The organism is Citrobacter sp. Cm046 (assembly GCF_030333065.1).
GTDB lineage: Bacteria > Pseudomonadota > Gammaproteobacteria > Enterobacterales > Enterobacteriaceae > Citrobacter > Citrobacter murliniae.
The window spans coordinates 173107-199923 of sequence record NZ_JAOWGP010000030.1; the positions used below are offsets into that span (position 1 = coordinate 173107).

Genomic DNA, 26817 nt, shown 5'->3' on the forward strand with positions numbered 1-26817 from the left:
GTCATAATCATCCGCCACGGTCGCTGTGGTAAAGAAGAAAAAAGTCATTAAGGAATTGAGATGAAGAAACGTGTATTTGTGATTGCTGCCATCGTGAGCGGCGCCCTGGCAGTTTCTGGCTGCACAACAAACCCATATACCGGTGAGCGCGAAGCGGGTAAATCCGGCATGGGTGCGGGCATTGGTTCGCTTGTTGGCGCTGGCATTGGCGCGCTCTCCTCGTCGAAGAAAGATCGCGGCAAAGGCGCGCTGATTGGTGCAGCAGCAGGCGCTGCTGTTGGTGGTGGCATTGGTTATTACATGGATGTGCAGGAAGCGAAACTACGCGAAAAAATGCAGGGAACTGGCGTAAGCGTGACGCGCAGTGGCGATAACATCATTCTGAATATGCCAAATAACGTCACCTTCGACAGCAGTAGCGCCAACCTGAAACCAGCAGGGGCAAACACCCTTACCGGCGTGGCAATGGTGCTGAAAGAGTACAATAAAACCGCAGTAAACGTATTAGGCTTTACTGACAGCACCGGCAGCCAGGATCTGAATATGCGCCTGTCACAACAGCGTGCTGACTCCGTAGCCAGTGCCCTGATCACTCAGGGTGTGGAAGCAAACCGTATTCGCACCCGTGGTATGGGCCCGGCGAACCCGATCGCCAGCAACAGCACCGCCGAAGGCAAAGCACAGAACCGTCGTGTAGAGATCACCTTAAGCCCAATCCAGTAAACGTATGCGCCGGGTGGAGGCTCCGCCTTGCCCGGCCTACGTCCGGCAGGAAGCACTTGCCATCGTCAATTTTCGCGTTAAGGTGTTCTCACTTTCTGGCGAGGGAACCTTAATGGCAAAATCAGCACGCCCAACCATCAGCGATGTGGCAAAAGCCGCTAAAACGGGTAAGACCAGCATTTCACGTTACCTTAACGGTGAGAAACATCTGCTATCCGACGCGCTGTTGGCCCGTATTGAACAAGCCATTGCCGATCTCGACTATCGCCCCAGCCTGATGGCGCGAGGTCTGAAACATGGCCGTACCCGTCTGATCGGACTGATTATCGCCGATATTACCAATCCCTACTCCGTTAATGTCCTGAGCGGTATTGAAGCGGCCTGTCGCGAAAAAGGTTTTACCCCTCTGGTCTGTAACACCAACAACGAAGTGGATCAGGAACTGCATTATCTCGACCTGCTGCGAAGCTACCAGGTTGAAGGAATTGTGGTGAATGCTGTAGGCATGCGTGAAGAGGGGTTAAACCGCCTGCAACAGTCCGCACTACCGATGGTGCTAATTGACCGTAAAATCCCTGATTTCGCCTGCGACATGGTCGGGCTCGATAACACTCAGGCAGCAACGGTCGCCACTGAGCACCTGGTCGAACAAGGTTTTGAAGCTATTCTGTTTCTCAGCGAACCTTTAGGCATGGTTAATACTCGCCGCGAGCGCCTGAGTGCCTTTCGCGCGACGCTGGCACAATACCCTGGCGTCATCGCAGAAAATGCCGAAGTCCCGTTGGCGGAAAATATGCAACTGGATGACACGCTGCGCCAGTTTCACCAACAACATCGGGGAATGCGCAAAGCTGTTATCTCAGCCAACGGCGCCCTCACGCTACAGGTTGCCCGCGCACTGAAGCGGATTGGCCTCAATTGGGGCAGCGACATCGGCCTGCTCGGTTTTGATGAGCTGGAATGGGCCGAGCTGGCAGGCGTGGGCATTACTACTTTGAAACAGCCGACGTGGCAGATTGGTTATACCGCCGTAGAGCAGGTTGTGCGCCGGATTAATGGTGGATCCGATGCCATTCAGGAGCAGGTTTTCTCCGGTGAACTGATCGTTCGCGGCTCCACCGCCCGCTAAATTTCCTTCGTGATGGTGATCATAAATTCGGCATCATGCCCTTTTCTTTGGAACCGGTTCCATTTAGCGTTATAGCAAGAGCGATAGTTTTGGAGTTTCCATGAACAGAAAAATTATGGTGGTCACCGCCGCCTACGGCTATGACCAGGTACGCGCAGCCGGTGGGCAAACCGCGATATTGCCCGTCATTGCCGAAGCTGGCGCGGACGGCGTCGAAATTCGCCGCGAAATGTTGACCAACACCGAGCTCAACACGCTGTCAACCATGGCGTCAGCTATTGAAATTTTTGGTCTGCTGGCCTGCTACTCCGCACCAGAGCCGCTGTTCCTTGAAGATGGTAGTCTCAATCCCCGGATCCCATCACTGCTTCAGGAAGCACAGGTCCTGCAGGCTCTGTGGTTAAAAGTATCCCTCGGACATTTTTCCCATACAGATCAGTTCGACACATTGCGTAACTGGCTGGATACCAGTGGTATGGAGCTGGTCGTCGAAAATGATCAAACACCTTGTGGCCGCCTGCAACCAATGCAGCGTTTTAACGAAGCCTGCCAGACCCTGAACCTGCCGGTAACTCTGACCTTCGATATGGGCAACTGGTTGTGGGTAGGCGACACCCCGGAAGAAGCAGCGCAACAGCTGGCATCTGCCGTGGGATATATCCATGTGAAAGCCGCCACACCACATCACGACAGCTATCGTGCTGTGCCGCCTGATGAAGCAGACTCACGCTGGATGACGCTGCTAAACAAACTGCCCACAGATGTGCCGCGCGGCATTGAGTTTCCCCTGGAAGGGCAAAATTTGGCGGCGGTAACCCGTCACTACGTCGATCTGTTACGCAAGGAGTAACGCATGAAAAATTCACTGGATGTCGTCACCATTGGTGAAGCGATGGCGATGTTTGTCGCCACGCAAACGGGTGATTTGGCGGACGTAGAGCAGTTTATCAAGCGCGTAGCGGGCGCTGAACTCAATGTGGCAACCGGCCTTGCCCGCCTGGGCCTGAAGGTCGGCTGGGTGAGTCGCGTGGGTAACGACAGTTTTGGTCGTTTTATTCTTAAGTCGCTGGCGAAAGAAGGGATTGATGCGCAGGGAGTTACCCAGGACGGGCGCTACGCAACCGGCTTTCAGTTAAAATCTAAAGCCGAAAATGGAACCGATCCCATTGTGGAGTATTTCCGCAAAGGCTCCGCCGCCAGCCACCTCAGTGTTGAGGATTATCACGATGGATACTTCTCCAGCGCGCGTCATCTGCACCTGAGCGGCGTTGCAGCAGCACTGTCAGCAAGTTCATATGCGCTGCTGTCTCATACTGCCCGCACCATGAAAACGATGGGTAAGACAATCTCATTTGACCCGAACCTACGCCCGGTGCTGTGGAAAAGCGAAACAGAAATGGTGGAGAAACTCAATCGATTAGCCTTTCAGGCTGACTGGGTTCTACCGGGGTTAAAAGAGGGCATGATTTTAACCGGGCAACAGACCCCTGAAGGCATCGCAGACTTTTATCTGCGCCACGGCGTCAAGGCAGTGATCATCAAAACCGGGGCCGATGGCGCCTGGTATAAAGCCGCCAATGGCGAGCACGGTAGTGTCGCGCCAGTGAGAGTCGACAACGTAGTCGACACCGTTGGCGCGGGCGATGGTTTTGCCGTGGGTGTAATCAGTGCACTACTGGAAGGACGCTCTCTGCATCAGGCAGTAACCCGAGGCAACAAAATTGGTGCACTGGCCATTCAGGTTCAGGGCGACAGCGAAGGCTTACCCACACATGAACAATTAGGGGAATAAACCCCCGACCCTCTCTGTACCCTACATGCAGAGGCGGCATAACAGCATAACCAGAGGGCAATCTATGAATAGCTCAACAAATGCAGCAAAACGCTGGTGGTACATCATGCCGATCGTGTTTATCACGTACAGTCTGGCGTACCTTGATCGCGCGAACTTCAGCTTCGCATCCGCCGCCGGAATCAACGAAGATCTCGGCATTACCAAAGGGATTTCCTCCCTGCTGGGTGCCCTGTTTTTCCTCGGTTATTTCTTCTTCCAGATCCCTGGAGCGATTTACGCCGAGCGCCGTAGCGTACGAAAACTGATTTTTATCTGCCTGATCCTGTGGGGAGCCTGCGCGTCACTGACCGGTATGGTCAGTAACATCCCCATGCTCGCTGCCATTCGCTTCATTCTTGGCGTTGTTGAAGCCGCGGTCATGCCCGCGATGCTGATTTATATCAGTAACTGGTTTACGAAGTCCGAACGTTCACGCGCCAATACCTTCCTGATCCTCGGCAATCCGGTAACCGTCCTGTGGATGTCCGTTGTTTCCGGTTATCTGATTCAAGCGCTGGGCTGGCGTGAAATGTTCATCATTGAGGGCTTCCCGGCCATCATCTGGGCGTTTTGCTGGTGGGTGCTGGTAAAAGACAAACCTTCACAGGTGGGCTGGTTGTCGGAATCCGAGAAAGCGGCGCTGCAGGCCCAACTGGAAAAAGAGCAGCAGGGTATTAAAGCCGTACGTAATTACAGTGAAGCTTTCCGCTCACGTAACGTGATCTTGTTGTGCCTGCAGTATTTTACCTGGAGTATTGGCGTCTACGGCTTCGTCCTGTGGCTCCCGTCCATCATCCGTAGTGGTGGCGCAAATTTAGGTATGGTGGAGGTCGGTTGGCTTTCATCAGTACCTTATCTGGCAGCAACGGCAGCGATGATTCTGGTCTCATGGGCTTCAGATAAACTGCAAAACCGTAAACTGTTTGTCTGGCCGCTGTTACTGATCGCCGCTTTCGCCTTTATCGGCTCCTGGGCCGTTGGTGCTGACCACTTCTGGGTTTCATACACCTTGTTGGTGATTGCAGGTGCGGCAATGTACGCTCCTTACGGTCCCTTCTTCGCCATCATTCCAGAAATGCTGCCTCGTAACGTTGCCGGGGGAGCAATGGCACTGATTAACAGCATGGGCGCATTAGGCTCATTCTTTGGTTCCTGGTTTGTCGGCTACCTCAATGGCACCACCGGCAGCCCTTCCGCCTCATACATTTTTATGGGGGTAGCGCTTTTTGCCTCAGTATGGCTAACTCTGATTGTCAGACCAAGTTCTGCTAATAATCAGCAACTTCCAACTGGCGCGCACCACGCTTAAACACTAACTTACGGAGATTCGTATGAAGCCGTCCATTATTCTCTACAAAGCGTTACCTGACGATTTGCTGCAATGCCTGGAAGAGCATTTTACTGTGACTCAGGTGCCCAACTTGCGCCCGGAAACAGTAACACAGCACGCACAGGCCTTTGCCAGCGCGGAGGGACTGTTAGGCTCAAGTGAAACCGTCAATACCGCCCTGCTGGAGAAAATGCCCAAACTGCGTGCGACATCAACAATCTCCGTCGGCTATGACAATTTTGACGTCGATGCTCTCAACACACATAAGGTGCTGTTGATGCACACGCCAACAGTGCTGACAGAAACCGTCGCTGATACGGTGATGGCGCTGGTGCTAAGCACAGCCCGCCGCGTGGTTGAAGTAGCTGAACGAGTGAAAGTCGGTGAATGGACCAAAAGTATTGGCCCAGATTGGTTTGGCACCGATGTGCACCACAAAACGCTGGGGATTGTCGGCATGGGCCGCATTGGGCTGGCTCTGGCGCAACGTGCTCATTTCGGTTTTGGCATGCCGATTCTCTACAACGCGCGACGCCACCATAAGGAAGCAGAAGAGCGCTTCAACGCGCGTTACTGCGATCTGGACACACTGCTGCAGGAGTCTGACTTTGTCTGCCTGATTCTGCCGTTAACAGAAGAAACGCATCACCTGTTTAGTACAGAGCAGTTTGCCAAAATGAAGTCCTCCGCCATTTTCATCAATGCGGGTCGTGGTCCGGTCGTGGATGAAACCGCGCTGATTGCTGCTCTAAAAAACGGGGAGATTCATGCGGCAGGTCTGGATGTGTTTGAGCAGGAACCGCTGTCGGTAGACTCACCGCTGCTGTCAATGCCAAACGTAGTGGCAGTACCGCATATTGGCTCAGCAACCCATGAAACACGCTATAACATGGCGGCCTGTGCGGTAGATAACTTAATCGATGCGCTACAAGGAAAGGTCGAGAAAAACTGCGTGAACCCGCAGATTTTGGGGTAAAAAATACCGGGTTGCGTTAACGCATACCCGGCATTTTGTATATAGCTGTAGGCCGGACAAGGCGAAGCCGCCATCCGGCATACTGCCATTACTGGGCTGCACTCACCGCAGCAGTCCAGGCTTGAGTAAAGGCCTGGTGCTGAGAAGCCAGCGGGCCAATCAGCGTATTGTACTGACTTGCCTGTTGTGATGTTGGGAACTGGATACCGTTCGCAACAAAGCTCACCTGCGTATCCTGTTGCGCCACAAAATCACCTACCTGTACCAACTGCTGCGTGAAGATTTGCGCGGCAGGTATCAGCGGCTGTAACGCCTCAGCAGGCGCGGTTACCACTTTGTTGTAGACCTGATCAAAAACAGGCTTCAGGTCGTCGCTCTGCTTCAACGCACCGTGTGCAGCATCGGCCTGGAGTTTCGCGTTCTGCAACTGCTGTCCTAACACACCCAGCGCACCATTTGCCTGACGTAGCGGTTCACGCTGAGTCACATAATCCTGAGGAACACGAATTGCATTGACGCTATCAACAACCGGACGCAGACCGGAGTCCATCGCCTGATTTACCTGCTGCGAATAGCCGTAAAGAATCGCGTAATCGGACACAAACGGGCCAAACTGTTTTTTCTGATCGGCGGTAAGCGTCGGTAAACGCTCCCCACTACGCATTGCAGTATTCTGCAGAAAATCGATAAACGCTTTACGCTGATCGCCTTCTTTATCAAAACACCCACTCAGGCCAACTACCATTAAGAGCGCCAAAACAGGCGCAAACCAGCGAGAGCAGGACTTACCTGTCGCCATTTTAATACTCCTTTCACCCAAAAATGCGCACAACGACACCCGCGTGCCTGACGATGACAAGGATAGTCCAGGTCAGCCCCGCAAGATACCCTTTCCACATAATCTTGTAAGGGAAAATCCCCCTCCCCATCGTCCTTCCTTTACTAACCAATGTTCCATTCCTCGCACGGTGTAATTTTTTAGTAATCTTTACAATTGGAATCCGTTGTCTGGAGATCCCGACCGTTATCAAATCGTTAGCAAACTACAGGTTGCCCCATGCGAGACGCTGAAACGAATCCATAACCAGAACCTTCAGCCCGCCTTCATTTTTTACGACTATTCTTAATGAGCTTTGATCAAATTCACGATCCCGTTGTGTGATTTTAGGAGTTCTCAATGGAATACAAAGATCCTATGTTTGAACTGCTGAGCAGTCTGGAACAGATTGTTTTTAAAGATGTATCGCAGACGGTAACCCTGACGCAAAAATCCAACCCTTTCACCGAATTTGAACAGCTACGACGAGGGACTGGATTAAAAACAGATGATTTTGCCCGTGTAATGGGCGTTACGGTCGCGATGGTTCATGAGTGGGAGTCTAAACGCGTAAAGCCTTCCAGCACTGAATTGAAATTGATGCGCCTGATACAGGCGGACCCAAGATTAAGTAAGCAGTTGATGGATTAGAACATTTTTCACATTTGATTTAAGAACGGCCCTGAAAAAGGGCCGTTTTCTCGCCGTCGCTATCCACAAAAAAGAAAATAGTAGTTGCATCCCTATGCGTAAAATGAGTTAATGCACTCAACGGTTTGACGTACAGACCATTAAAGCAGTTTAGTAAGGCAAGTCCCTTCAAGAGTTATCGTTGATACCCTTCGTAGTGAGCATTTCCTTTACTGTTAAAAAATCTGTAAAGCACGCCATATCGCCGAAAGGCACACTTATTTTTTAAAAGGTAATACACTATGTCCGGTAAAATGACTGGTATCGTAAAATGGTTCAACGCTGACAAAGGTTTCGGCTTCATCACTCCTGACGATGGCTCTAAAGACGTGTTCGTACACTTCTCTGCTATCCAGAACGATGGCTACAAATCCCTGGACGAAGGTCAGAAAGTTTCCTTCACCATCGAAAGCGGCGCTAAAGGCCCGGCAGCTGGCAACGTAACCAGCCTGTAAGCTTAAAAAAGCTCAGAATTCAAGATCCCTGCCAAATGGCGGGGATTTTTTTATTTGCACGTTGCGATAAATCCCTCTCCTCTCTTCTTTGCATTACTTTACCCACTACACCTTTGACCTTTCCCTAAGGGCAAGCTTTATAGTACGTCGGCATGTATTCCACAATTTTCACAAGGAATTGAAGCTATGTCGAAATCCTCACTGCTGCTGCTTTTGGGTTTATTCACAGCCAGTAACGTATTTGCAGCAACCCCAGAGTCAACCTTTCTGGCGCAACATGGGCTTAGCGGGAAATCCGTCGAACAAATGGTAGAAACCATTGAGCAGTCGCCTCAGAGTCGTCCATTACCCTACTCTGCTTCCGTTACCAGTACGGCTCTTAAGCTGTCTTCCGGTGAGCAGGTTTATACACTGCCGCTCGGCGATAAATTCTACCTGTCCTTTGCCCCTTATGAATGGCAAACGCACCCCTGCTTTAACCACAGTCTCTCTGGCTGCCAGGGCGAAATGCCTGAGAAGACTTTTGATGTCAAAGTGACGGATAACAAAGGTGATGTTGTCGTACAAAAAGAGATGAAAAGCGGCCGTAATGGATTTATCGGCGTATGGCTACCGCGCAATATAGAAGGCACGATCGAAGTGAGTTATAACGGTAAAAGTGCGGCTCATTCCATTAAGACGATGAATGATAGCCAGACCTGCCTGACAGAATTGCAACTGCGCTGATAGCATAAAAAATGCCGGATAGCGCAATTTTGCTTATCCGGCATTTTCTAAGTCATTTCACGACAATTACTGCAGCAGTGAAATATCCGCCACGCGCAGGAACAGCTCGCGCAGTTTTTCGAGCATAGAGAGACGGTTGATACGCAGCTCTTTATCCTCGACGTTCACCATCACTTTCTCGAAGAAAGCATCCACAGGCTCACGCAGTTCAGCCAGCTCAACCAGCGCTTCCTGATAGCGGCCTTCAGCGAAGAACGGCTCGAGCTTGTCACGCAGCACGACAACCTGCATCGCCAGCGCAATCTCTTCCGGCTCTTTCAGCGTTGACGCATTCACGCGGTCATTCAGCTTCTCTTCTGACTTCGCCAGAATGTTCGATACACGTTTGTTGGCAGCAGCCAGCGCAGATGCAGCTTCCAGCGTACGGAAGTGCGAAACCGCCTTCATGCGTGCGTCGAAATCAGCCGGACGAGTCGGACGACGCGCCAGCACAGCCTGAATGGTATCAACGCTGTAACCTTCATCCTGATACCAGGCGCGGAAGCGGCCGAGCATAAAGTCGATAACGTCATCAACCACATTAGCGTTAGTCAGCTTATCACCGTACAGACGAACCGCTTCTTCGGTCAGCGTTTGCAGATCCAAAGTCAGGTTTTTCTCAACAATGATACGCAGTACGCCCAGCGCAGCACGACGCAGTGCAAACGGGTCTTTGTCACCTTTCGGATGCTGGCCGATACCGAAGATACCCGCCAGGGTGTCCATCTTATCGGCAATCGCTACCGCACAGGCAACCGGGTTGGACGGCAACTCATCGCCGGCAAAGCGAGGCTGATACTGTTCGTTCAGCGCCACAGCAACATCTTCCGCTTCGCCATCATGACGTGCGTAGTGCATGCCCATCACGCCCTGAGTGTCAGTGAACTCGAAGACCATGTTGGTCATCAGGTCACATTTTGACAGCAGGCCCGCACGGGTCGCATGATTAACATCAGCGCCAATCTGACCGGCAATCCAGCCCGCCAGCGCCTGAATACGATCGGTCTTATCACGCAACGTACCCAGTTGCTGTTGGAACAGCACGGTTTGCAGGCGCGGCAAATGGTCTTCCAGACGTTTTTTGCGGTCGGTATTGAAGAAGAACTCGGCGTCAGCAAGACGCGGGCGAACCACTTTCTCATTACCGGAGATGATTTGCTGTGGATCTTTAGACTCGATATTGGCGACGAAGATAAAGTTCGGCAGCAGTTTGCCGTCGTTCGCATATACCGGGAAGTACTTCTGGTCACCTTTCATGGTGTGGACCAGCGCTTCAGAAGGTACGGCGAGGAATTTTTCTTCAAATTTTGCCGTCAGCACCACTGGCCATTCAACCAGAGAGGCGACTTCTTCCAGCAGACTTTCGCTCAGATCGGCGTTACCACCAATCTTACGCGCCGCTTCTTCGGCATCGGCTTTAATTTTTGCCTTACGCTCGGCGTAATCGGCAATCACTTTACCGCGCTGACGCAGGATTTCAGGATACTGATCGGCATTGTCGATGGTGAATTCCGGCTCGCCCATAAAGCGGTGGCCACGAATCACGCGATCGGACTGAATACCCAGGATCGTTGCCGGAATAACTTTGTCGCCCAACAGCAAGGTCACAGTGTGAACCGGACGCACAAAGTGAACATCAGACGCACCCCAACGCATCAGTTTCGGGATCGGCAGCTTAGCCAGCGAGGTGGCGATCATGTCAGGCAGCAGCGTTTCAGCACTTTCGCCTTTCACATGCGCACGATACAGCAACCACTCACCTTTATCAGTGGTCAGGCGTTCAGCCTGATCAACAGTGATGCCGCAACCACGCGCCCAACCCTCTGCCGCTTTGCTCGGATTACCGCTGGCATCAAATGCCTGGGCAATTGCCGGACCGCGTTTTTCAACTTCGCGGTCAGGTTGAGACTCAGCCAGAGCGGCTACCTTCAGCGCCAGACGACGCGGGGCGGCAAACCACTCAACATTGCCGTGCGCGAGGCCGGCGTTATCCAGCTCCGCGGTAAAGTTCGCAGCAAAGGACTCTGCCAGGCTGCGCAGTGCTTTTGGTGGCAGCTCTTCAGTGCCGATTTCCACCAGAAAAGTTTTCTCAGACATGGCCGCCTCTTATTTGTCTTTGTTGCACATCGGGAAGCCAAGGGCTTCACGGGAAGCGTAGTAAGCTTCTGCCACTGCTTTAGTCAGGGTGCGAATGCGCAAAATATAGCGCTGACGCTCGGTGACGGAGATGGCTTTACGCGCATCCAGCAGGTTGAAGCTATGGGCGGCTTTCAGAATACGCTCGTAGGCAGGCAGCGGCAGCGGATTTTCCAGTGCCAGCAACTGCTGAGCTTCTTTCTCGTACTGCTCGAAGCAGGTAAACAGGAAATCCACATCGGCGTATTCGAAGTTGTAGGTGGATTGCTCCACTTCGTTCTGATGGAACACGTCGCCGTAAGTGGTTTTACCCAGCGGGCCGTCGCTCCAGACCAGGTCGTAAACGCTGTCTACGCCCTGAATGTACATGGCCAGACGTTCCAGACCGTAGGTAATTTCCCCGGTCACCGGCTTGCATTCCAGACCACCCACCTGCTGGAAGTAGGTGAACTGCGTGACTTCCATGCCGTTCAGCCACACTTCCCAACCCAGACCCCAGGCACCCAGCGTTGGGTTTTCCCAGTTATCTTCCACGAAACGAATGTCGTGAATGGTCGGGTCCATACCCAGCTCCTTCAGAGAGCCCAGGTACAGTTCCTGAATATTGTCCGGTGACGGCTTAATGACGACCTGGAACTGATAGTAGTGCTGTAAGCGGTTCGGGTTTTCGCCGTAGCGACCGTCGGTCGGACGACGAGAAGGCTGCACATAAGCAGTTGCCATCGGCTCCGGCCCCAGCGCGCGCAGGCAGGTCATTGGGTGAGAAGTCCCCGCGCCGACTTCCATGTCCAATGGTTGAACAATGGTGCAGCCCTGGCGAGCCCAGTAATCCTGTAAGGTCAGGATCAAGCCCTGGAAGGTCCTGGTATCAAACTTTTGCATATTATTTCGTGCTGGATACGTGTGGATTTAAAGGAAGCGGTCAGTATACCCGCTGGCTGCAAGATATACAGTACGAAACGGGAAAAAGGGGGCACTTAGCGCATGGAAAGGTGCAAAAACTGCCCGTCTGCATCAAATGAGCAGACAAAACTCTCTTTACGGAAGGTAGAACCGCGCATCTCATAGCTACCCTGGAATTGTTCAAAGCCGGTAACATCAATTTTCTGGGTCGCAGTGTTATAGCGTTCGGCAGCCTCATTTTTGCACAATGATTCCATATCCAGCGAACGCGTAGGAGTGACTTTGACCTTTTGCGCCTTCTGTTCGGCCGCGGACGATTGAGGGTCGGCGCATCCTGCCAACAGGAAGGTTGTCACCATCACAGGAAAGAAATACTTCATCATCATTTTATTACCGCCTGTTTTGCTGGTCAGTCTTATTATTATTTATGTCTGAAACTCGATTCCTATTGTGAGAATCTCCTCGGACCACCACAAGCTTTAGCGTAAGAACTCGGATTATTCCAGTGAGACACGCCGACAAAATGCCAGTCAGATTATTTTTAAATGGAAACAGAGGAACTGATGCAGCCCAAAATTTTCTGGATTGATAACCTGCGAGGGATTGCCTGTTTAATGGTAGTTATGATTCATACCACTACCTGGTATATCACTAATGCGCAAATCGTCAGCCCAGTAAACTGGGATCTTGCCAATGTGCTAAATTCAGCCTCACGCGTCAGCGTACCGTTGTTTTTTATGATCTCGGGTTATCTCTTTTTTGGCGAGCGAAGTGCTCAGCCACGACATTTTGTGCGTATCGCACTCTGCATTCTGTTTTACAGCTCCGTAGCACTGGCCTACATCCTGTTATTTACCTCAATCAATGCCAGGCTATCGCTAATAAATCTGTTGCAGAAACCGGTTTTCTATCACCTGTGGTTTTTCTTCGCCATCGCCGTCATCTATCTGGTATCACCACTGATTCAGGTAAAGAATATCAGCGGGAAAACGCTGCTGGCGCTAATGGTTGTACTTGGTGTCATTGCCAATCCCAACACCGTATCGCAAAAAATCGGCGGTTTTGAGTGGCTGCCCATCAACTTATACATCAACGGCGATACGTTCTATTACATCCTGTACGGCATGCTGGGGCGGGCAATTGGCATAATGGAGACGCAAAAACGCGCATTAACCTGGCTCAGTGCGTTACTGTGTCTCGTTAGCGTGGTTATTATTTCTCGGGGGACGTTGCATGAACTCCACTGGCGAGGCAATTTTGCCGATACCTGGTATCTCTATTGCGGTCCAATGGTATTTATTTGCGCTATATCACTGCTGACACTAATCAAAAATACGCTCGGCACGCGCACCATACCGGTACTTGGCCTTATTTCTCGCCATTCACTGGGTATTTATGGCTTCCATGCGCTGATCATTCATGCATTGCGCACGAATGGGATCGAGTTTAAAGCGTGGCCCCCGCTGGACATGCTGTGGATTTTTAGCGCCACCCTGGCAGGTAGCTTGCTGCTTTCCATACTGTTGCAACGAATAGATACGCGCAGACTGGTGAGTTAAGTCTCATCAGGTTGATCTTTTTTCAACGGACGCAACAGCAGGATCTGTCCCAGTAAACCCATTACGAATGCCGCCGGATACAGCCCCATTTCGACAGGTAATAACGGGGCATTCCATATTCCTACCAACAGTAATCCTGTTGTTATCAATGCCACCATCTGACATACAGAGGAAAAGCGTTCATCATTCTGATTAAGATTTTTAGCATGATGATAAGCATACGTAACGAACATCCCCGTCACCAACACACCCAAAAAATACCCTTTTCCGCTCAACAGTGGGCATGCCCGCCATAAACCAACAATGTAAATAAGTGCGCCAGAAAGGAATAACATCCATGACCACAACCTCAAAGTCTTCATTGGGATCTCCTTATCCATCAGGGATGATGATATGAAGTACCCAAAGGAGATCACACAGGAAATAGTGCCAACGCTGAGATTTAAGAATTAATTCATACTCAATTTCTATTGTTTTGATTTAGTCATACAGAAGATTTATCCCCCTCTACTGAGCAGAGAGGGATAAGGTCAGGACATTAGCGGTAGCAATTGCTGGTAGATACGACGGAAGGTTTCGCGACGTTGCTGAAAGAGAGCATGGCGCTCTGCGTCAGGGTAATGCGCCTGCTCCAGCACAAGCTGAGGCAGTAAATCAGATAATGGCTTCCGGGGGTTTATTGCAATTTGCGCCAAACGTGCCGCCCCCAAAGCAGGGCCGACATCGCCACCGGTACGGTAATCCAGTTGCAATCCACTGATATCAGACAGCATCTGTCGCCAGTATTCACTGCGCGCCCCACCACCAATCAACGTAATGCTGGCCGGTTTAACGCCGCAGGCATGCACCACATCCATCCCGTCTGCCAACGCAAAACCGACCCCTTCCAGAACAACTTGAGCCAGTTCAGCCGGACCATGTTGATGGGTCAAACCAAAAAACACGCCCTTCGCCTGCGGGTTGTTGTGCGGCGTACGTTCACCGGACAGATAGGGTAAAAACCAGACAGGACCGGCGTTGTCATCCGCCTGTTGCGCCGCGCTAATCAGTGCCGGAACGTTAGCCAGCCCGGTTAATTTCACCGCCCAGTCAAGGCAGGACGCCGCGCTGAGCATAACCGACATCAGGTGCCAGCGCTCAGGTAAGGCGTGGCAAAAACTGTGCACCGCGCTTTCTGGTTTGCTGAGGAACCCATCACTGACCGCAAAATAGACACCAGATGTACCCAGCGAGAGCATCGCCTGACCAGCATTCATCATGCCTACGCCAACCGCTCCCGCCGCGTTGTCACCACCGCCAGCAACGACCGGGACTTCCGACATTCCCCATGATTGGGCAACAGCAGGCAACAGTGTCCCGGTAATTTCGCTACCTTCATACAAAGCAGGCATATGCTCACGGGTCAGACTACATGCTTCCAGCATGACATCACTCCAGTCACGCTTCGCCACATCCAGCCACATCGTACCCGCCGCATCAGACATATCGCTGGCAAAATCACCGGTCATGCGCAGACGCAGATAATCTTTCGGTAACAGGACTTTCTCAGTCTGGCGGAAAATCTCCGGCTCATGGCGTTGAACCCACAGCAGTTTTGGCGCAGTAAAACCAGGCATCATCAGATTGCCCGTGATCTTACGGGACTGCGGAATCAGATTTTCCAGCATCACGCACTCTTCAGCGCAGCGTCCGTCATTCCACAAAATTGCCGGGCGTAATACCTTCTGTTGCTTATCAAGTAGTGTCGCACCGTGCATTTGTCCGGCAATCCCTAGCGCCTTCACTCCTCTGAGTGAATGTTGCTGAGACAGCGCTTTTACGGCGCGATCCGTTGCCAGCCACCACTGTTCAGGATCCTGCTCCGACCATAACGGATGAGGACGTGAGACCGTGAGCTTCTCCGCTTGTGAGGCCACCACATCACCCTGCTCGTTCAGCAGGATTACCTTTACGCCTGATGTACCAAGATCTATCCCGATATACATAGGGTATCTTTCCTTAAAGAAATGCCCGGTAGCGCAAAGCTATCCGGGCTTACGCACGCTCTCAGAGGCCTGTTATTTGTCGAACAAATACTGGTTTACCAGATTTTCCAGCAGTTCCTGATGACCGCTTTGGTGCACTGGTGCCAGGTTATGTTGTTCAGCGTACTGCGCAATTTCCGTTAACGTCATCTGACCTTTCAGAATTTGCTGGCCCAGCTCACTATTCCAACCGGCATAGCGTTTTGCCACTCGCTGATCCAGACCACCGTCTTCAATCATACGGGCCGCGACTTTCAGCGACAGCGCCATGGTATCCATAGCACCAATATGCCCATAGAACAGATCGTATTTATCGGTGCTCTGGCGACGTACTTTGGCATCAAAGTTCAGACCGCCGGTGGTGAAGCCACCTGCTTTCAGGATTTCGTACATCACCAGCGCATTCTCTTCCACGCTGTTCGGGAACTGGTCAGTATCCCAGCCCAGTTGCGCGTCACCGCGGTTTGCATCGACAGAGCCAAACAGACCCAGGGCGATAGCGGTGGCGATCTCATGATGGAATGAGTGACCCGCCAGTGTGGCGTGGTTTGCTTCGATATTCAGTTTGATCTCTTTTTCCAGACCGAACTGCTTCAGGAAGCCATAAACAGTCGCAGCATCGTAATCGTACTGGTGTTTTGTTGGTTCCTGCGGCTTCGGTTCGATCAGCAGCGTCCCCTGAAAACCAGTTTTGTGTTTGTGCTCCACCACCAGTTGCATAAAGCGTCCAATCTGCTCGCGTTCCTGACGCAGATCGGTATTCAGCAGCGTTTCATAACCTTCACGACCGCCCCACAGGACATAGTTCTCGCCGCCTAATTTATGCGTGGCATCCATGGCCGTCACGACCTGCGTGGCCGCCCAACTGAAAACTTCCGGGTCCGGATTAGTGGCCGCGCCTGCGCCGTAACGCGGGTTAGTAAAGCAGTTTGCCGTACCCCACAGCAGTTTTACACCGCTCTGTTCCTGTTTTTCCGCCAGAACATCAACCATCTGGGCAAAGTTGTTTTTATACTCTTTCAGCGAGGCACCTTCAGGTGAGACGTCAACATCGTGGAAACAGTAGTAAGGCACGTTCAGTTTGTGGAAAAACTCAAATGCCACATCCGCTTTCCGCTTCGCTAATTCCAGCGCTTCACCAGGCTGTTGCCACGGGCGATTAAACGCGCCAACGCCAAACATATCTGCACCATTCCAGCAAAAGGTATGCCAGTAGCAGGCCGCAAATCGCAAATGATCTTCCATGCGCTTACCCAACACAATTTCATCTGGGTTGTAGTGACGGAATGCTAATGGATTGGTTGATTTAGTGCCTTCATAACGAACACGATCAAGCTGGTCAAAATAGGCTTGCATAATGAGCTCCATAATCAGGTAATGCGGCGGGTGATTGATAATGTCGTAATATTGGGCACTCCCCACATATTGCTCAATTATGTTATTTCACACTGCTATTGAGATAATTCACAAGTGTGCGCCACTTCTCAAAATAAAAACCTTCAATTAAAAAAACGTTACTTATCAAAGATAAATGTAATCATGCTGGTCAATCATTTAAAATAAGATCCCGGTCATAAATTAGAAAATAAACCAAAAAACGTAACTGGAAGATAAAAATCTATAATTGCCTTCTGTGCATTACCTGTTAAAAATCTGCTACGTCTTACGCTGTGATTGTTACTTTTACTGTTGTCTATCCCCTACAAAAGGCATCACGATTATGAAGATGAAAAATATTTTACTCACTGTCTGTACCTCTCTTTTACTCACCAGCGTCGCAGGTCATGCCAAAGAAGTTAAAATCGGTATGGCAATTGATGATCTCCGTCTGGAACGCTGGCAGAAAGACCGCGATATTTTCGTCAGCAAAGCTGAATCTCTCGGGGCGAAAGTATTTGTGCAATCGGCGAATGGTAATGAAGAAACCCAAATGTCGCAGATTGAAAACATGATCAACCGAGGCGTTGATGTCCTTGTGATAATCCCTTACAACGGCCAGGTATTAAGTAACGTTATCAAAGAAGCAAAACAAGAAGGGATAAAAGTACTGGCTTACGATCGCATGATCAATGATGCCGATATCGACTTTTATATCTCTTTTGATAATGAAAAGGTCGGAGAATTACAGGCTCAATCATTAGTCAATATCGTACCACAAGGAAATTATTTTCTGATGGGCGGTTCACCAGTCGATAATAATGCGAAACTGTTCCGTGCCGGACAAATGAAAGTATTAAAACCGTATATCGACAGCGGAAAAATTAAGGTTGTGGGCGATCAGTGGGTTGACGGTTGGTTACCTGAAAATGCCTTAAAGATTATGGAAAATGCGTTAACCGCCAACAATAACAAAATTGATGCAGTGGTTGCCTCAAATGACGCAACGGCTGGCGGTGCGATCCAGGCGCTGAGCGCACAAGGGTTATCAGGAAAAGTCGCTATTTCCGGACAGGATGCAGACCTTGCAGGTATCAAACGCATCGTTGCTGGAACACAAACGATGACAGTTTATAAACCCATTACTCTGCTCGCTAATACTGCCGCAGAGATCGCAGTCGAACTCGGAAATGACCAACAGCCAAAAGCTGATTCCACGCTGAATAATGGCCTGAAAGATGTTCCTTCCCGGCTACTAACGCCAATTGACGTGAACAAAGACAATATTAACGAGACAGTCATCAAAGACGGATTCCACAAGAAAAGCGATCTATAAGCGTTATGCCCTCTGCAAAATCGGAGGGCAACAAACGTGGTTTCAAAATAGCCACGGGTATACGTGAACGTCCACGCAGGGTTCTCTTATTGGCTTATGTGGAGCAGTTATGCCATATCTTCTTGAAATGAAAAACATTACCAAGACATTCGGCGTAGTGAAGGCTGTTGATAACGTTAGCCTCAGGGTCAATGCTGGCGAAATCGTTTCACTATGCGGTGAAAATGGTTCAGGTAAATCGACATTAATGAAAGTGCTGTGTGGTATTTATCCACATGGAACCTACGAAGGCGATATCATTTTTTCCGGCGAAACCATAAGGGCCAGCCATATTCGTGATACCGAACGCAAGGGTATTGCAATTATTCACCAGGAATTAGCACTGGTTAAAGATCTGACCGTTCTGGAAAATATCTTCCTAGGCAGCGAAATCACCCTTAACGGTGTTCTTGATTACGACATGATGACGCTACGCTGCCAAAAATTACTCGCTCAGGTCAGTTTGTCTATCTCACCAGATACGCGCGTGGGCGATTTAGGTTTAGGCCAACAACAGTTGGTTGAAATTGCTAAGGCGCTGAATAAGCAAGTTCGGTTGCTTATTCTGGATGAACCTACCGCCTCGCTCACCGAGCAAGAAACCGCAATACTGCTGAATATCATACGTGACCTGCAGCAGCATGATATTGCCTGCATTTACATTTCACACAAACTGAATGAGGTTAAAGCCATATCAAATACCATTTGCGTTATTCGCGATGGTCAACACATCGGCACGCGCGATGCCACCAGCATGAGTGAAGACGATATTATCACCATGATGGTAGGCCGTGAGCTCACTGCGCTTTATCCCAGCGAGCCTCATACGGCGGGAGAAGAGATTTTACGGGTTGAACACCTGACCGCCTGGCATCCCGTAAATCGTCATATAAAGCGCGTCAACGATATTTCTTTCTCACTCAAGCGTGGTGAAATTTTGGGCATTGCCGGGCTGGTCGGCGCCGGACGCACCGAAGCCGTACAGTGTCTGTTTGGCGTCTGGCCGGGTCGCTGGGAAGGTAAGATATTTATCGAAGGCACTCAGGTGAATATCCGTAATTGCCAGCAAGCGATTGCTCAAGGTATTGCCATGGTGCCCGAAGACAGAAAAAGAGATGGCATTGTTCCGGTGATGGCGGTGGGAAAAAATATCACGCTGGCTGCGCTCGATAAATTTACCGGGGGTATGAGCCATCTTGATGATGCCGCAGAACAAAAATGTATTCTGGAATCTCTTCAACAGCTCAAAGTGAAAACATCATCTCCCGACCTTGCGATCGGGCGTCTGAGCGGAGGTAACCAACAAAAAGCGATACTCGCCCGTTGCCTCCTGCTAAATCCCCGAATCCTCATTCTTGATGAACCCACCAGGGGAATTGATATCGGCGCCAAATATGAGATCTACAAACTGATCAATCAGCTCGTTCAGGAAGGGATCGCCGTGATTGTCATCTCTTCTGAATTACCTGAAGTTCTCGGACTGAGCGATCGCATCCTGGTGATGCATGAAGGAAAACTGAAAGCTAACCTGGTAAATCATAACCTGACTCAGGAGCAGGTGATGGAAGCCGCATTAAGGAGCGAACATCATGTCGAAAAACAATCCGTCTGAAGCGAAACTTTCAGCCCCACAGGCAAGCGGTTTCCCCGCAATTAAATCGCTTAACTTACAAGTCTTCGTCATGATTGCGGCAATCATCGTGATTATGCTGTTCTTCACCTGGACCACGGATGGTGCTTACCTGAGCGCACGTAACGTCTCTAACCTGCTGAGACAGACCGCGATTACCGGCATTCTTGCCGTTGGTATGGTGTTCGTGATTATTTCCGCCGAAATCGACCTTTCAGTTGGCTCAATGATGGGGTTGCTGGGCGGTGTAGCGGCGATCTGTGACGTCTGGTTAGGCTGGCCGCTACCACTGACTGTGATCGTCACGCTGGTTCTGGGCTTACTCCTCGGTGCATGGAATGGATGGTGGGTAGCCTACCGCAAGGTACCGTCGTTTATTGTTACCCTCGCGGGTATGCTGGCGTTCCGCGGTATTCTTATTGGGATAACCAACGGGACAACGGTATCACCCACCAGCGCTGCAATGTCTCAGATTGGTCAGAGCTACTTGTCCGATGGCACAGGCTTTATCATCGGCGCTCTCGGTTTAATGGCGTTTATTGGCTGGCAGTGGCGCGGGCGTATGCGTCGTCAGGCTTTAGGTCTTGAATCTCCCGCATCAACGTCGGTTGTGGGTCGCCAGGCATTAACCGCCATTATCGTATTAGGGGCAATCTGGCTATTGAATGATTATCGCGGTGTCCCTACTCCCGTGCTACTGCTGACGTTGCTGTTGCTCGGGGGGATGTTTATGGCAACACGAACCGCATTTGGTCGGCGGATCTACGCGATTGGTGGCAACCTGGAAGCCGCCCGCCTTTCCGGCATCAACGTTGAGCGCACCAAACTGGCCGTCTTTGCCATTAACGGTTTGATGGTTGCCATTGCCGGGTTAATTCTTAGCTCGCGACTTGGTGCAGGCTCTCCTTCTGCCGGAAACATTGCCGAGCTGGACGCCATTGCCGCATGTGTGATTGGAGGAACCAGCCTGGCGGGAGGGATCGGAAGTGTTGCCGGTGCCGTCATGGGCGCATTTATTATGGCATCTCTGGATAATGGAATGAGTATGATGGATGTTCCCACCTTCTGGCAGTATATAGTGAAAGGGGCGATTTTATTGCTGGCGGTATGGATGGATTCAGCAACTAAACGCCGCGCCTGAATTTAAGAGGTGGGTGAGTCGCAATGCCGGTTAATGCAACCGGCATTGTCTTTTCTACATGATTCAGCAGGAAAAGAACCATGTTTGATAAACGTCATCGCATCACGCTGTTATTTAATGCCAATAAAGCTTACGACCGCCAGGTTGTTGAGGGTGTGGGCGAGTATTTACAAGCATCACAATCAGAGTGGGATATCTTTATTGAGGAAGATTTTCGTGCTCGCATTGATAACATCAAAGAGTGGTTAGGGGATGGCGTCATCGCCGACTACGACGACGATGACATCGCGCAACTGCTTGCTGACGTCGACGTTCCCATTATCGGTGTCGGCGGCTCCTACCATCTTCCTGAGCATTATCCACCAGTCCATTACATCGCCACCGATAACCATGCTCTGGTAGAAAGCGCCTTTCTGCACCTGAAAGAAAAAGGGATTAACCGCTTTGCGTTCTATGGCCTCCCCGCCTCCAGCGGCAAGCGCTGGGCCGCAGAACGTGAATATGCGTTTTGCCAGTTGGTTGCAGAAGAGAAATACCGTGGCGTAGTGTATCAGGGCCTGGAAACCGCACCTGAATACTGGCAGCACGCTCAAAACCGGCTGGCGGACTGGCTACAAACCCTGCCGCCACATACCGGTATTATTGCCGTCACAGATGCGCGTGCTCGACATGTTCTACAGGCCTGCGAGCATCTGCACATCCCGGTACCAGAAAAGCTGTGTGTCATTGGTATTGATAACGAAGAACTGACCCGCTATCTGTCGCGGGTGGCATTGTCATCTGTTGCGCAGGGGGCAAGACAAATGGGGTATCAGGCAGCCAAACTACTGCACCGACTGCTGGCTAACGAAGAGATGCCTTTACAGCGCATCCTGGTCCCTCCCGTGCGCGTTGTTGAGCGTCAGTCTACAGACTATCGATCCCTCACCGACCCTGCTGTCATCCAGGCCATGCATTACATTCGCAATCATGCCTGTAAAGGAATCAAGGTTGATCAGGTGCTGGACTCTGTTGGGATTTCGCGTTCGAATCTGGAGAAGCGGTTTAAAGAGGAGGTTGGAGAGACCATTCATGCCGTGATCCACGCTGAAAAGCTGGAAAAAGCACGCAGTCTGTTAATTTCCACTACATTATCAATAAACGAGATTTCGCAGATGTGCGGCTATCCGTCCTTGCAGTACTTCTATTCTGTCTTCAAGAAGGAGTACGACACAACGCCGAAAGAGTACCGCGATCGATACAGTGAGGTATTGTTGTAGTCGTGCCAGAGGAGGCTGAGCTTAACAGGTCTACGCATTCACCACGCAGGCCTGTTAAAGCAAAGCTGCTTACATATGCGCAGCGATTAAGCGCTGATTATCCTGGTACATAGCGAACAGATAGTTATTGTAGCTTTGCCCTTTAGTGGAATAACCCTTCAGCTTATGGATCATCGCGGTTGCCGTAACTTCCTGATCGGCTTTACGCAACTGAGCGCGAGATTTACGGAAGGAAGAGTAAGCAGGATGCGTATTCAGGTTAATGACATAGGCATTTACCGACTCTTTCACCGATTCAAACTGTGAGTAACCTTTCACCTTACCCGGTGCATTATTACAACGACCTTTGCCGCATTTCATGCCAAACAGGTTGTTATTGCTACGTGCCAGCTTAGACGTTCCCCAGCCACTTTCTGCTGCGGCCATCGTTGCCACCATGCTGGTTGGGATAATGTCTACACGCTCAAGCAGCGTATTCCACGGAATTTTACGCGTGTTACCAGACCAGTTCACCTTGTAACGTTTGGCGATATCTTTCATACGCGCACGTTCAGTCGGCGACCAGCGATTCTGGTACTGCTTTGAAATCAGCCAGTTACGTTCAGCAGTAATGGCAGCATTTTGACTGGTAATAAAAGGCATAACCGTCCGGAGAAACGCTTTTTTTCTAGGTGTTCCGGAAGGGTATTTTCGCAAATCAGGAAGTGAACTGCTCTTTGCACTATTGCGAGAATACTCTTGTTTACTGCTTACCTGTTTAATACTTGTCTTGGTTATGTGGGACTTCTGACTCGTTGTCGTCGTGTGCGTCTTTGCCAGCACCTCACCCGAAAATGCAATGGTGAGTAACATGAGAATCATTGCCCCATATCGTCGAATGGGAGTCAATATCATTAGGTCTCCTGGTCGGATTTATACATTCCAACACCTTATATTTTTCACAAAAATGAGAGATGAATCTCAAATCATATCAAAAATAGCCGTCAAGAGCACCCAAAGGAATAGTCCAATTCTGAAACTATGTCACGCACTAGCGGTTAAGATTGTCATTAATTCGAAGAAAATGTGGTGGTTATCGCAAAATACGTGCGTTTTTTGCACTTGATCGCTCACCCTCACTACTCATCCTGGCGGAATGCGCTCAAGGGATGAGTTTCTGGCCCCATTTCACTGGCAAACTGGCGAAAATCGCAGCATCAAGGACAGCATTATGAAAATGGCCGCCGTTGCGCTGGCACTCTTGCCCGGCATTACAATCGCCTCAACATGGACTGCTCAAGGCTTCCCTGTCTTCGAAACAGAAGGTACAGGTAAGTTTGTCAGCCATGCAGCGTTGACGAAGGGTACTCGTCCTTTAATCCTAAATTTTGACCAACAGTGCTGGCAGCCAGCCAATACCATAAAACTCAACCAGATGCTGTCACTGAAACCCTGTGAGGGCGCACCACCACAGTGGCGTTTATTCAAAGACGGCAATTACACGCTGGAAGTTGATACCCGTTCCGGAACACCGACGCTGATGCTCTCGGTAAAAAACGCTGCAGAACCCATCACCGCTCAGATTCAACAATGTCCAAAATGGAATGGTTCGCCGCTGACGCTGGACGTAAGCCAGACCTTTCCTGAAGACACCGTCGTACGCGATTACTACAGTCAGCAAACAGCTACCGTAAAAAACGGGCAGATTACATTGCAGCCTGCCGCAACCAGCAACGGCCTGTTACTGCTCGAGAGAGCAGAAACGAACGCACCCGCCGCATTCGACTGGCATAACGCCACGGTCTATTTCGTGCTGACGGATCGCTTTCAGAACGGCGACCCAACCAACGACTACAGCTACGGTCGCCATAAAGATGATATGCAGGAAATTGGGACGTTTCACGGTGGCGACTTACGCGGCCTCACCAGCAAACTGGAATATCTGCAACAGTTAGGGATCAATGCTCTATGGATCAGCGCACCATTTGAGCAAATCCACGGTTGGGTTGGTGGCGGCACAAAAGGAGATTTTCCCCACTACGCTTATCACGGCTATTACACCCAGGACTGGACCACACTTGACGCCAATATGGGCAACGAAGCAGATCTGCGCGCACTGGTGGATGGCGCACATCAACGCGGCATCCGTATTTTGTTCGATGTCGTCATGAACCACACCGGTTACGCTACGCTTGCGGATATGCAGGAATATCAATTTGGCGCATTGTACTTATCAGGTGATGAGCTAAAAAAAACGCTCGGGGAACGCTGGACGGACTGGAAGCCTGCCGCCGGGCAAAGCTGGCACAGCTTTAATGACTACATTAATTTCAGCGATAAAGCCGCATGGGAAAAATGGTGGGGGAAAAACTGGATCCGCACCGACATTGGCAACTACGACAACCCGGGTTTTGACGACCTGACCATGTCACTGGCCTTCCTGCCCGATCTTAAAACTGAATCCACCACACCTTCCGGCTTGCCGGTGTTCTACAAAAACAAACCAGACACTCGCGCCAAAGCTATCGCGGACTATACGCCACGGGATTATTTGACCCACTGGCTCAGTCAGTGGGTACGAGACTACGGTATTGACGGATTCCGGATCGATACTGCCAAACACGTCGAACTTCCCGCCTGGCAGCAACTGAAAACACAGGCCAGCGCAGCGTTGGTTGAATGGAAGCACGCTAACCCTGACAAAGCGCTGGATGATAAATCCTTCTGGATGACTGGCGAGGCATGGGGACACGGCGTCATGCAAAGTGATTATTACCGCCACGGCTTCGATGCAATGATTAATTTTGATTACCAGGAGCAGGCAGCCAAAGCTGTCGACTGCCTGGCCAATATGGATCTCACCTGGCAGCAGATGGCGGAAAAATTGCAGAATTTCAATGTACTCAGCTATCTTTCATCGCACGATACGCGTCTGTTTCGCGAAGGTGGGGATAAAGCCGCCGAGCTGTTGCTACTGGCTCCGGGGGCAGTACAACTCTTCTATGGTGACGAATCCGCCCGTCCTTTTGGACCAACCGGTTCTGATCCATTGCAAGGCACGCGCTCAGATATGAACTGGCAGGACATTAACGGGAAATCAGCCGCCAACGTCGCACACTGGCAGCGAATCAGTCAGTTCAGAGCCAGACATCCTGCCATCGGCGCAGGAAAACAAACCACGCTCACATTACAGCAGGGATATGGATTTATACGCGAACATGGCGACGATAAAGTGATGGTTGTTTGGGCAGGCCAGCCCTGATCCCACCGAGCTTCCCGTACCGGATAGTGCGGGAAGCCGGATGCAATATAAAAAACCAGCCATTCAAAAATCTGCAGCACAAAACATCAATTCGGACTTTGGGACCTGATTTGCACCCTGCCATAGGGAGCGTTATGGTTAGCCACTTTAATACTGAGTTCGACAGACCACCTGCTATGACATTCTCACTTTTTGGCGACAAATTTACCCGCCATTCAGGCATCACACGCCTGATGGAGGACCTCAACGACGGTTTACGTACCCCCGGCGCCATCATGCTCGGCGGCGGCAATCCGGCGCAAATCCCGGAGATGCAGGATTACTTCCAGACTCTGCTGGCAGAGATGCTGGAAAACGGCAAAGTCACTGATGCGCTTTGCAATTATGACGGTCCACAAGGTAAAACCGAGCTACTGTCTGAGCTGGCGAAACTGCTGCGCGAACAACTGGGCTGGGATATCGAACCACAAAATATTGCACTGACAAATGGCAGTCAGAGCGCGTTTTTCTACTTATTCAATCTCTTCGCAGGACGCCGCGCTGACGGAACCACCCGAAAAGTGTTATTCCCCCTGGCACCGGAATATATTGGCTACGCTGATTCAGGGCTGGAAGAGGAGCTCTTCGTGTCGGCACGGCCGAACATTGAGCTGTTACCGGAAGGCCAGTTCAAGTATCACGTTGATTTTGAACACCTGCACATTGGTGAAGAGACAGGCATGATTTGCGTGTCGCGTCCAACCAACCCCACTGGTAATGTGATCACTGACGAAGAGTTGATGAAACTGGATCGTCTGGCCAACCAGCACGGTATCCCGTTGGTGATTGATAACGCCTATGGCGTCCCGTTCCCCGGTATCATTTTTAGCGAAGCACGCCCGCTGTGGAACCCAAACATTGTGCTGTGCATGAGCCTTTCCAAGCTCGGCCTGCCAGGCTCCCGCTGCGGCATTATTATCGCTAATGAGAAAATCGTCACCGCCATCACCAATATGAACGGCATTATCAGCCTGGCGCCTGGCGGTATGGGACCGGCGATCATGTGCGAGATGATTAAGCGCAACGATCTGCTACGTCTGTCAGAGACCGTTATCAAGCCGTTTTATTATCAGCGCGTTCAGGAGACAATTGCGATCATTCGTCGCTATTTATCCGAAGATCGCTGCCTGATTCATAAACCAGAAGGGGCAATTTTCCTGTGGTTGTGGTTTAAGGATTTACCGATCTCCACCGAACTGCTGTATCAACGCCTCAAAGCGCGCGGTGTCCTGATGGTTCCCGGCGATTACTTCTTCCCGGGGTTGGATAAGCCCTGGCCACATACCCATCAGTGCATGCGGATGAACTACGTTCCGGATCCGGAAAAAACCGAGACTGGCGTGAAAATTCTGGCAGAAGAGATCGAACGCGCCTGGCTTGAAGGCTGACAGAAAACCCGACCGGAATACAGGTC

The 26817-nt window shown here is 50.8% G+C and carries 24 protein-coding genes; 16 read left to right on the top strand and 8 right to left on the bottom strand.

Annotation, left to right across the window (positions count from 1 at the left end; translation table 11 throughout):
• Positions 1-60 precede the first annotated feature (60 nt).
• The 6 genes from OGX98_RS02495 (at position 61) to ghrB (ending at position 5992) form a co-directional block, all read left to right on the top strand.
• Positions 61-723, top strand: coding sequence for an OmpA family lipoprotein (locus OGX98_RS02495; RefSeq protein ID WP_045448680.1), 663 nt, complete (start codon positions 61-63; stop codon positions 721-723).
• Positions 724-835: 112 nt separating this feature from the next.
• Entirely contained in the window at positions 836-1852 is a 1017-nt protein-coding gene (locus OGX98_RS02500; protein WP_048223036.1) for a LacI family DNA-binding transcriptional regulator, read from the top strand.
• Between the two features lie 100 nt (positions 1853-1952).
• A complete protein-coding gene (locus tag OGX98_RS02505; RefSeq protein WP_284097061.1) occupies positions 1953-2702 on the top strand; it encodes a sugar phosphate isomerase/epimerase family protein in 750 nt (249 codons plus the stop codon).
• Between the two features lie 3 nt (positions 2703-2705).
• Positions 2706-3644: a sugar kinase gene (locus OGX98_RS02510; protein WP_286594779.1), complete on the top strand. Its 939-nt coding sequence runs from the start codon at positions 2706-2708 to the stop codon at positions 3642-3644.
• Positions 3645-3708: 64 nt separating this feature from the next.
• Positions 3709-4995: an MFS transporter gene (locus OGX98_RS02515; RefSeq protein ID WP_048223045.1), complete on the top strand. Its 1287-nt coding sequence runs from the start codon at positions 3709-3711 to the stop codon at positions 4993-4995.
• 22 nt (positions 4996-5017) lie between these two features.
• A complete protein-coding gene (gene ghrB, locus OGX98_RS02520; protein WP_286594780.1) occupies positions 5018-5992 on the top strand; it encodes a glyoxylate/hydroxypyruvate reductase GhrB in 975 nt (324 codons plus the stop codon).
• A gap of 88 nt (positions 5993-6080) precedes the next feature.
• Here ghrB and OGX98_RS02525 read toward each other — a convergent pair whose 3' ends face one another.
• The gene (locus tag OGX98_RS02525) at positions 6081-6791 is read right to left on the bottom strand and encodes a DUF3053 domain-containing protein (RefSeq protein ID WP_045448690.1); all 711 of its coding nucleotides are present in this window, start codon (positions 6789-6791) and stop codon (positions 6081-6083) included.
• 378 nt (positions 6792-7169) lie between these two features.
• Here OGX98_RS02525 and OGX98_RS02530 point away from each other — a divergent pair, with 378 nt between their 5' ends.
• From OGX98_RS02530 to cueP, 3 genes are all read left to right on the top strand, one after another.
• Positions 7170-7460 (top strand): HTH-type transcriptional regulator, encoded by a 291-nt coding sequence (locus OGX98_RS02530; RefSeq protein ID WP_045448692.1) that lies wholly within the window; start codon positions 7170-7172, stop codon positions 7458-7460.
• A 281-nt stretch (positions 7461-7741) separates the two neighbouring features.
• Positions 7742-7954, top strand: coding sequence for a transcription antiterminator/RNA stability regulator CspE (gene cspE, locus OGX98_RS02535; RefSeq protein WP_000014594.1), 213 nt, complete (start codon positions 7742-7744; stop codon positions 7952-7954).
• A gap of 186 nt (positions 7955-8140) precedes the next feature.
• Positions 8141-8680 (top strand): copper-binding periplasmic metallochaperone CueP, encoded by a 540-nt coding sequence (gene cueP / locus OGX98_RS02540; RefSeq protein WP_286594781.1) that lies wholly within the window; start codon positions 8141-8143, stop codon positions 8678-8680.
• 66 nt (positions 8681-8746) lie between these two features.
• On the opposite strand, the gene glyS is transcribed toward cueP, so the two are convergent.
• The 3 genes from glyS to OGX98_RS02555 form a co-directional block, all read right to left on the bottom strand.
• On the bottom strand, positions 8747-10816 hold the full coding sequence (gene glyS / locus OGX98_RS02545; protein WP_045448701.1) for a glycine--tRNA ligase subunit beta: 2070 nt from the start codon (positions 10814-10816) through the stop codon (positions 8747-8749).
• 9 nt (positions 10817-10825) lie between these two features.
• Complete coding sequence (glyQ, locus tag OGX98_RS02550; protein ID WP_001168551.1) at positions 10826-11737, bottom strand: glycine--tRNA ligase subunit alpha; 912 nt, start codon at positions 11735-11737, stop codon at positions 10826-10828.
• 95 nt (positions 11738-11832) lie between these two features.
• Positions 11833-12144: a YsaB family lipoprotein gene (locus tag OGX98_RS02555; RefSeq protein ID WP_045448705.1), complete on the bottom strand. Its 312-nt coding sequence runs from the start codon at positions 12142-12144 to the stop codon at positions 11833-11835.
• A 177-nt stretch (positions 12145-12321) separates the two neighbouring features.
• On the opposite strand from OGX98_RS02555, the gene OGX98_RS02560 reads away from it, so the two are divergent.
• Positions 12322-13317 carry an acyltransferase gene (locus OGX98_RS02560; protein WP_045449826.1) on the top strand — a complete coding sequence of 332 codons (996 nt, stop codon included), beginning with the start codon at positions 12322-12324 and terminating at the stop codon, positions 13315-13317.
• Here OGX98_RS02560 and yiaB read toward each other — a convergent pair.
• The 3 genes from yiaB to xylA all read right to left on the bottom strand — a co-directional run bounded on the left by yiaB (position 13314) and on the right by xylA (position 16697).
• A complete protein-coding gene (gene yiaB, locus OGX98_RS02565; RefSeq protein WP_045448707.1) occupies positions 13314-13679 on the bottom strand; it encodes an inner membrane protein YiaB in 366 nt (121 codons plus the stop codon). The two genes, OGX98_RS02560 and yiaB, sit on opposite strands and share 4 nt — an antisense overlap.
• 168 nt (positions 13680-13847) lie before the next feature.
• A complete protein-coding gene (gene xylB / locus OGX98_RS02570; protein ID WP_286594782.1) occupies positions 13848-15302 on the bottom strand; it encodes a xylulokinase in 1455 nt (484 codons plus the stop codon).
• 72 nt (positions 15303-15374) lie between these two features.
• A complete protein-coding gene (gene xylA, locus OGX98_RS02575) occupies positions 15375-16697 on the bottom strand; it encodes a xylose isomerase (RefSeq protein WP_045448712.1) in 1323 nt (440 codons plus the stop codon).
• Positions 16698-17061: 364 nt separating this feature from the next.
• On the opposite strand from xylA, the gene xylF reads away from it, so the two are divergent.
• From xylF to xylR, 4 genes are all read left to right on the top strand, one after another.
• Positions 17062-18054, top strand: coding sequence for a D-xylose ABC transporter substrate-binding protein (xylF, locus tag OGX98_RS02580; protein WP_045448714.1), 993 nt, complete (start codon positions 17062-17064; stop codon positions 18052-18054).
• A 109-nt stretch (positions 18055-18163) separates the two neighbouring features.
• Positions 18164-19705 carry a xylose ABC transporter ATP-binding protein gene (locus OGX98_RS02585; RefSeq protein WP_048223063.1) on the top strand — a complete coding sequence of 514 codons (1542 nt, stop codon included), beginning with the start codon at positions 18164-18166 and terminating at the stop codon, positions 19703-19705.
• Positions 19683-20864 carry a xylose ABC transporter permease XylH gene (gene xylH, locus OGX98_RS02590; RefSeq protein ID WP_284097067.1) on the top strand — a complete coding sequence of 394 codons (1182 nt, stop codon included), beginning with the start codon at positions 19683-19685 and terminating at the stop codon, positions 20862-20864. The genes OGX98_RS02585 and xylH overlap by 23 nt, the downstream gene beginning before the upstream one ends.
• 80 nt (positions 20865-20944) lie before the next feature.
• Positions 20945-22123 carry a D-xylose utilization transcriptional activator XylR gene (gene xylR, locus OGX98_RS02595; RefSeq protein WP_045448719.1) on the top strand — a complete coding sequence of 393 codons (1179 nt, stop codon included), beginning with the start codon at positions 20945-20947 and terminating at the stop codon, positions 22121-22123.
• A gap of 69 nt (positions 22124-22192) precedes the next feature.
• Here the strand turns inward: xylR and OGX98_RS02600 are convergent, their stop codons facing one another.
• A complete protein-coding gene (locus tag OGX98_RS02600; protein ID WP_045448721.1) occupies positions 22193-23017 on the bottom strand; it encodes a protein bax in 825 nt (274 codons plus the stop codon).
• 316 nt (positions 23018-23333) lie between these two features.
• On the opposite strand from OGX98_RS02600, the gene malS reads away from it, so the two are divergent.
• Together malS and avtA are read left to right on the top strand one after the other, a co-directional pair.
• Positions 23334-25364 (top strand): alpha-amylase, encoded by a 2031-nt coding sequence (malS, locus tag OGX98_RS02605; protein WP_286594783.1) that lies wholly within the window; start codon positions 23334-23336, stop codon positions 25362-25364.
• A gap of 176 nt (positions 25365-25540) precedes the next feature.
• The gene (gene avtA, locus OGX98_RS02610; RefSeq protein WP_353622274.1) at positions 25541-26791 is read left to right on the top strand and encodes a valine--pyruvate transaminase; all 1251 of its coding nucleotides are present in this window, start codon (positions 25541-25543) and stop codon (positions 26789-26791) included.
• Positions 26792-26817: the final 26 nt, after the last annotated feature.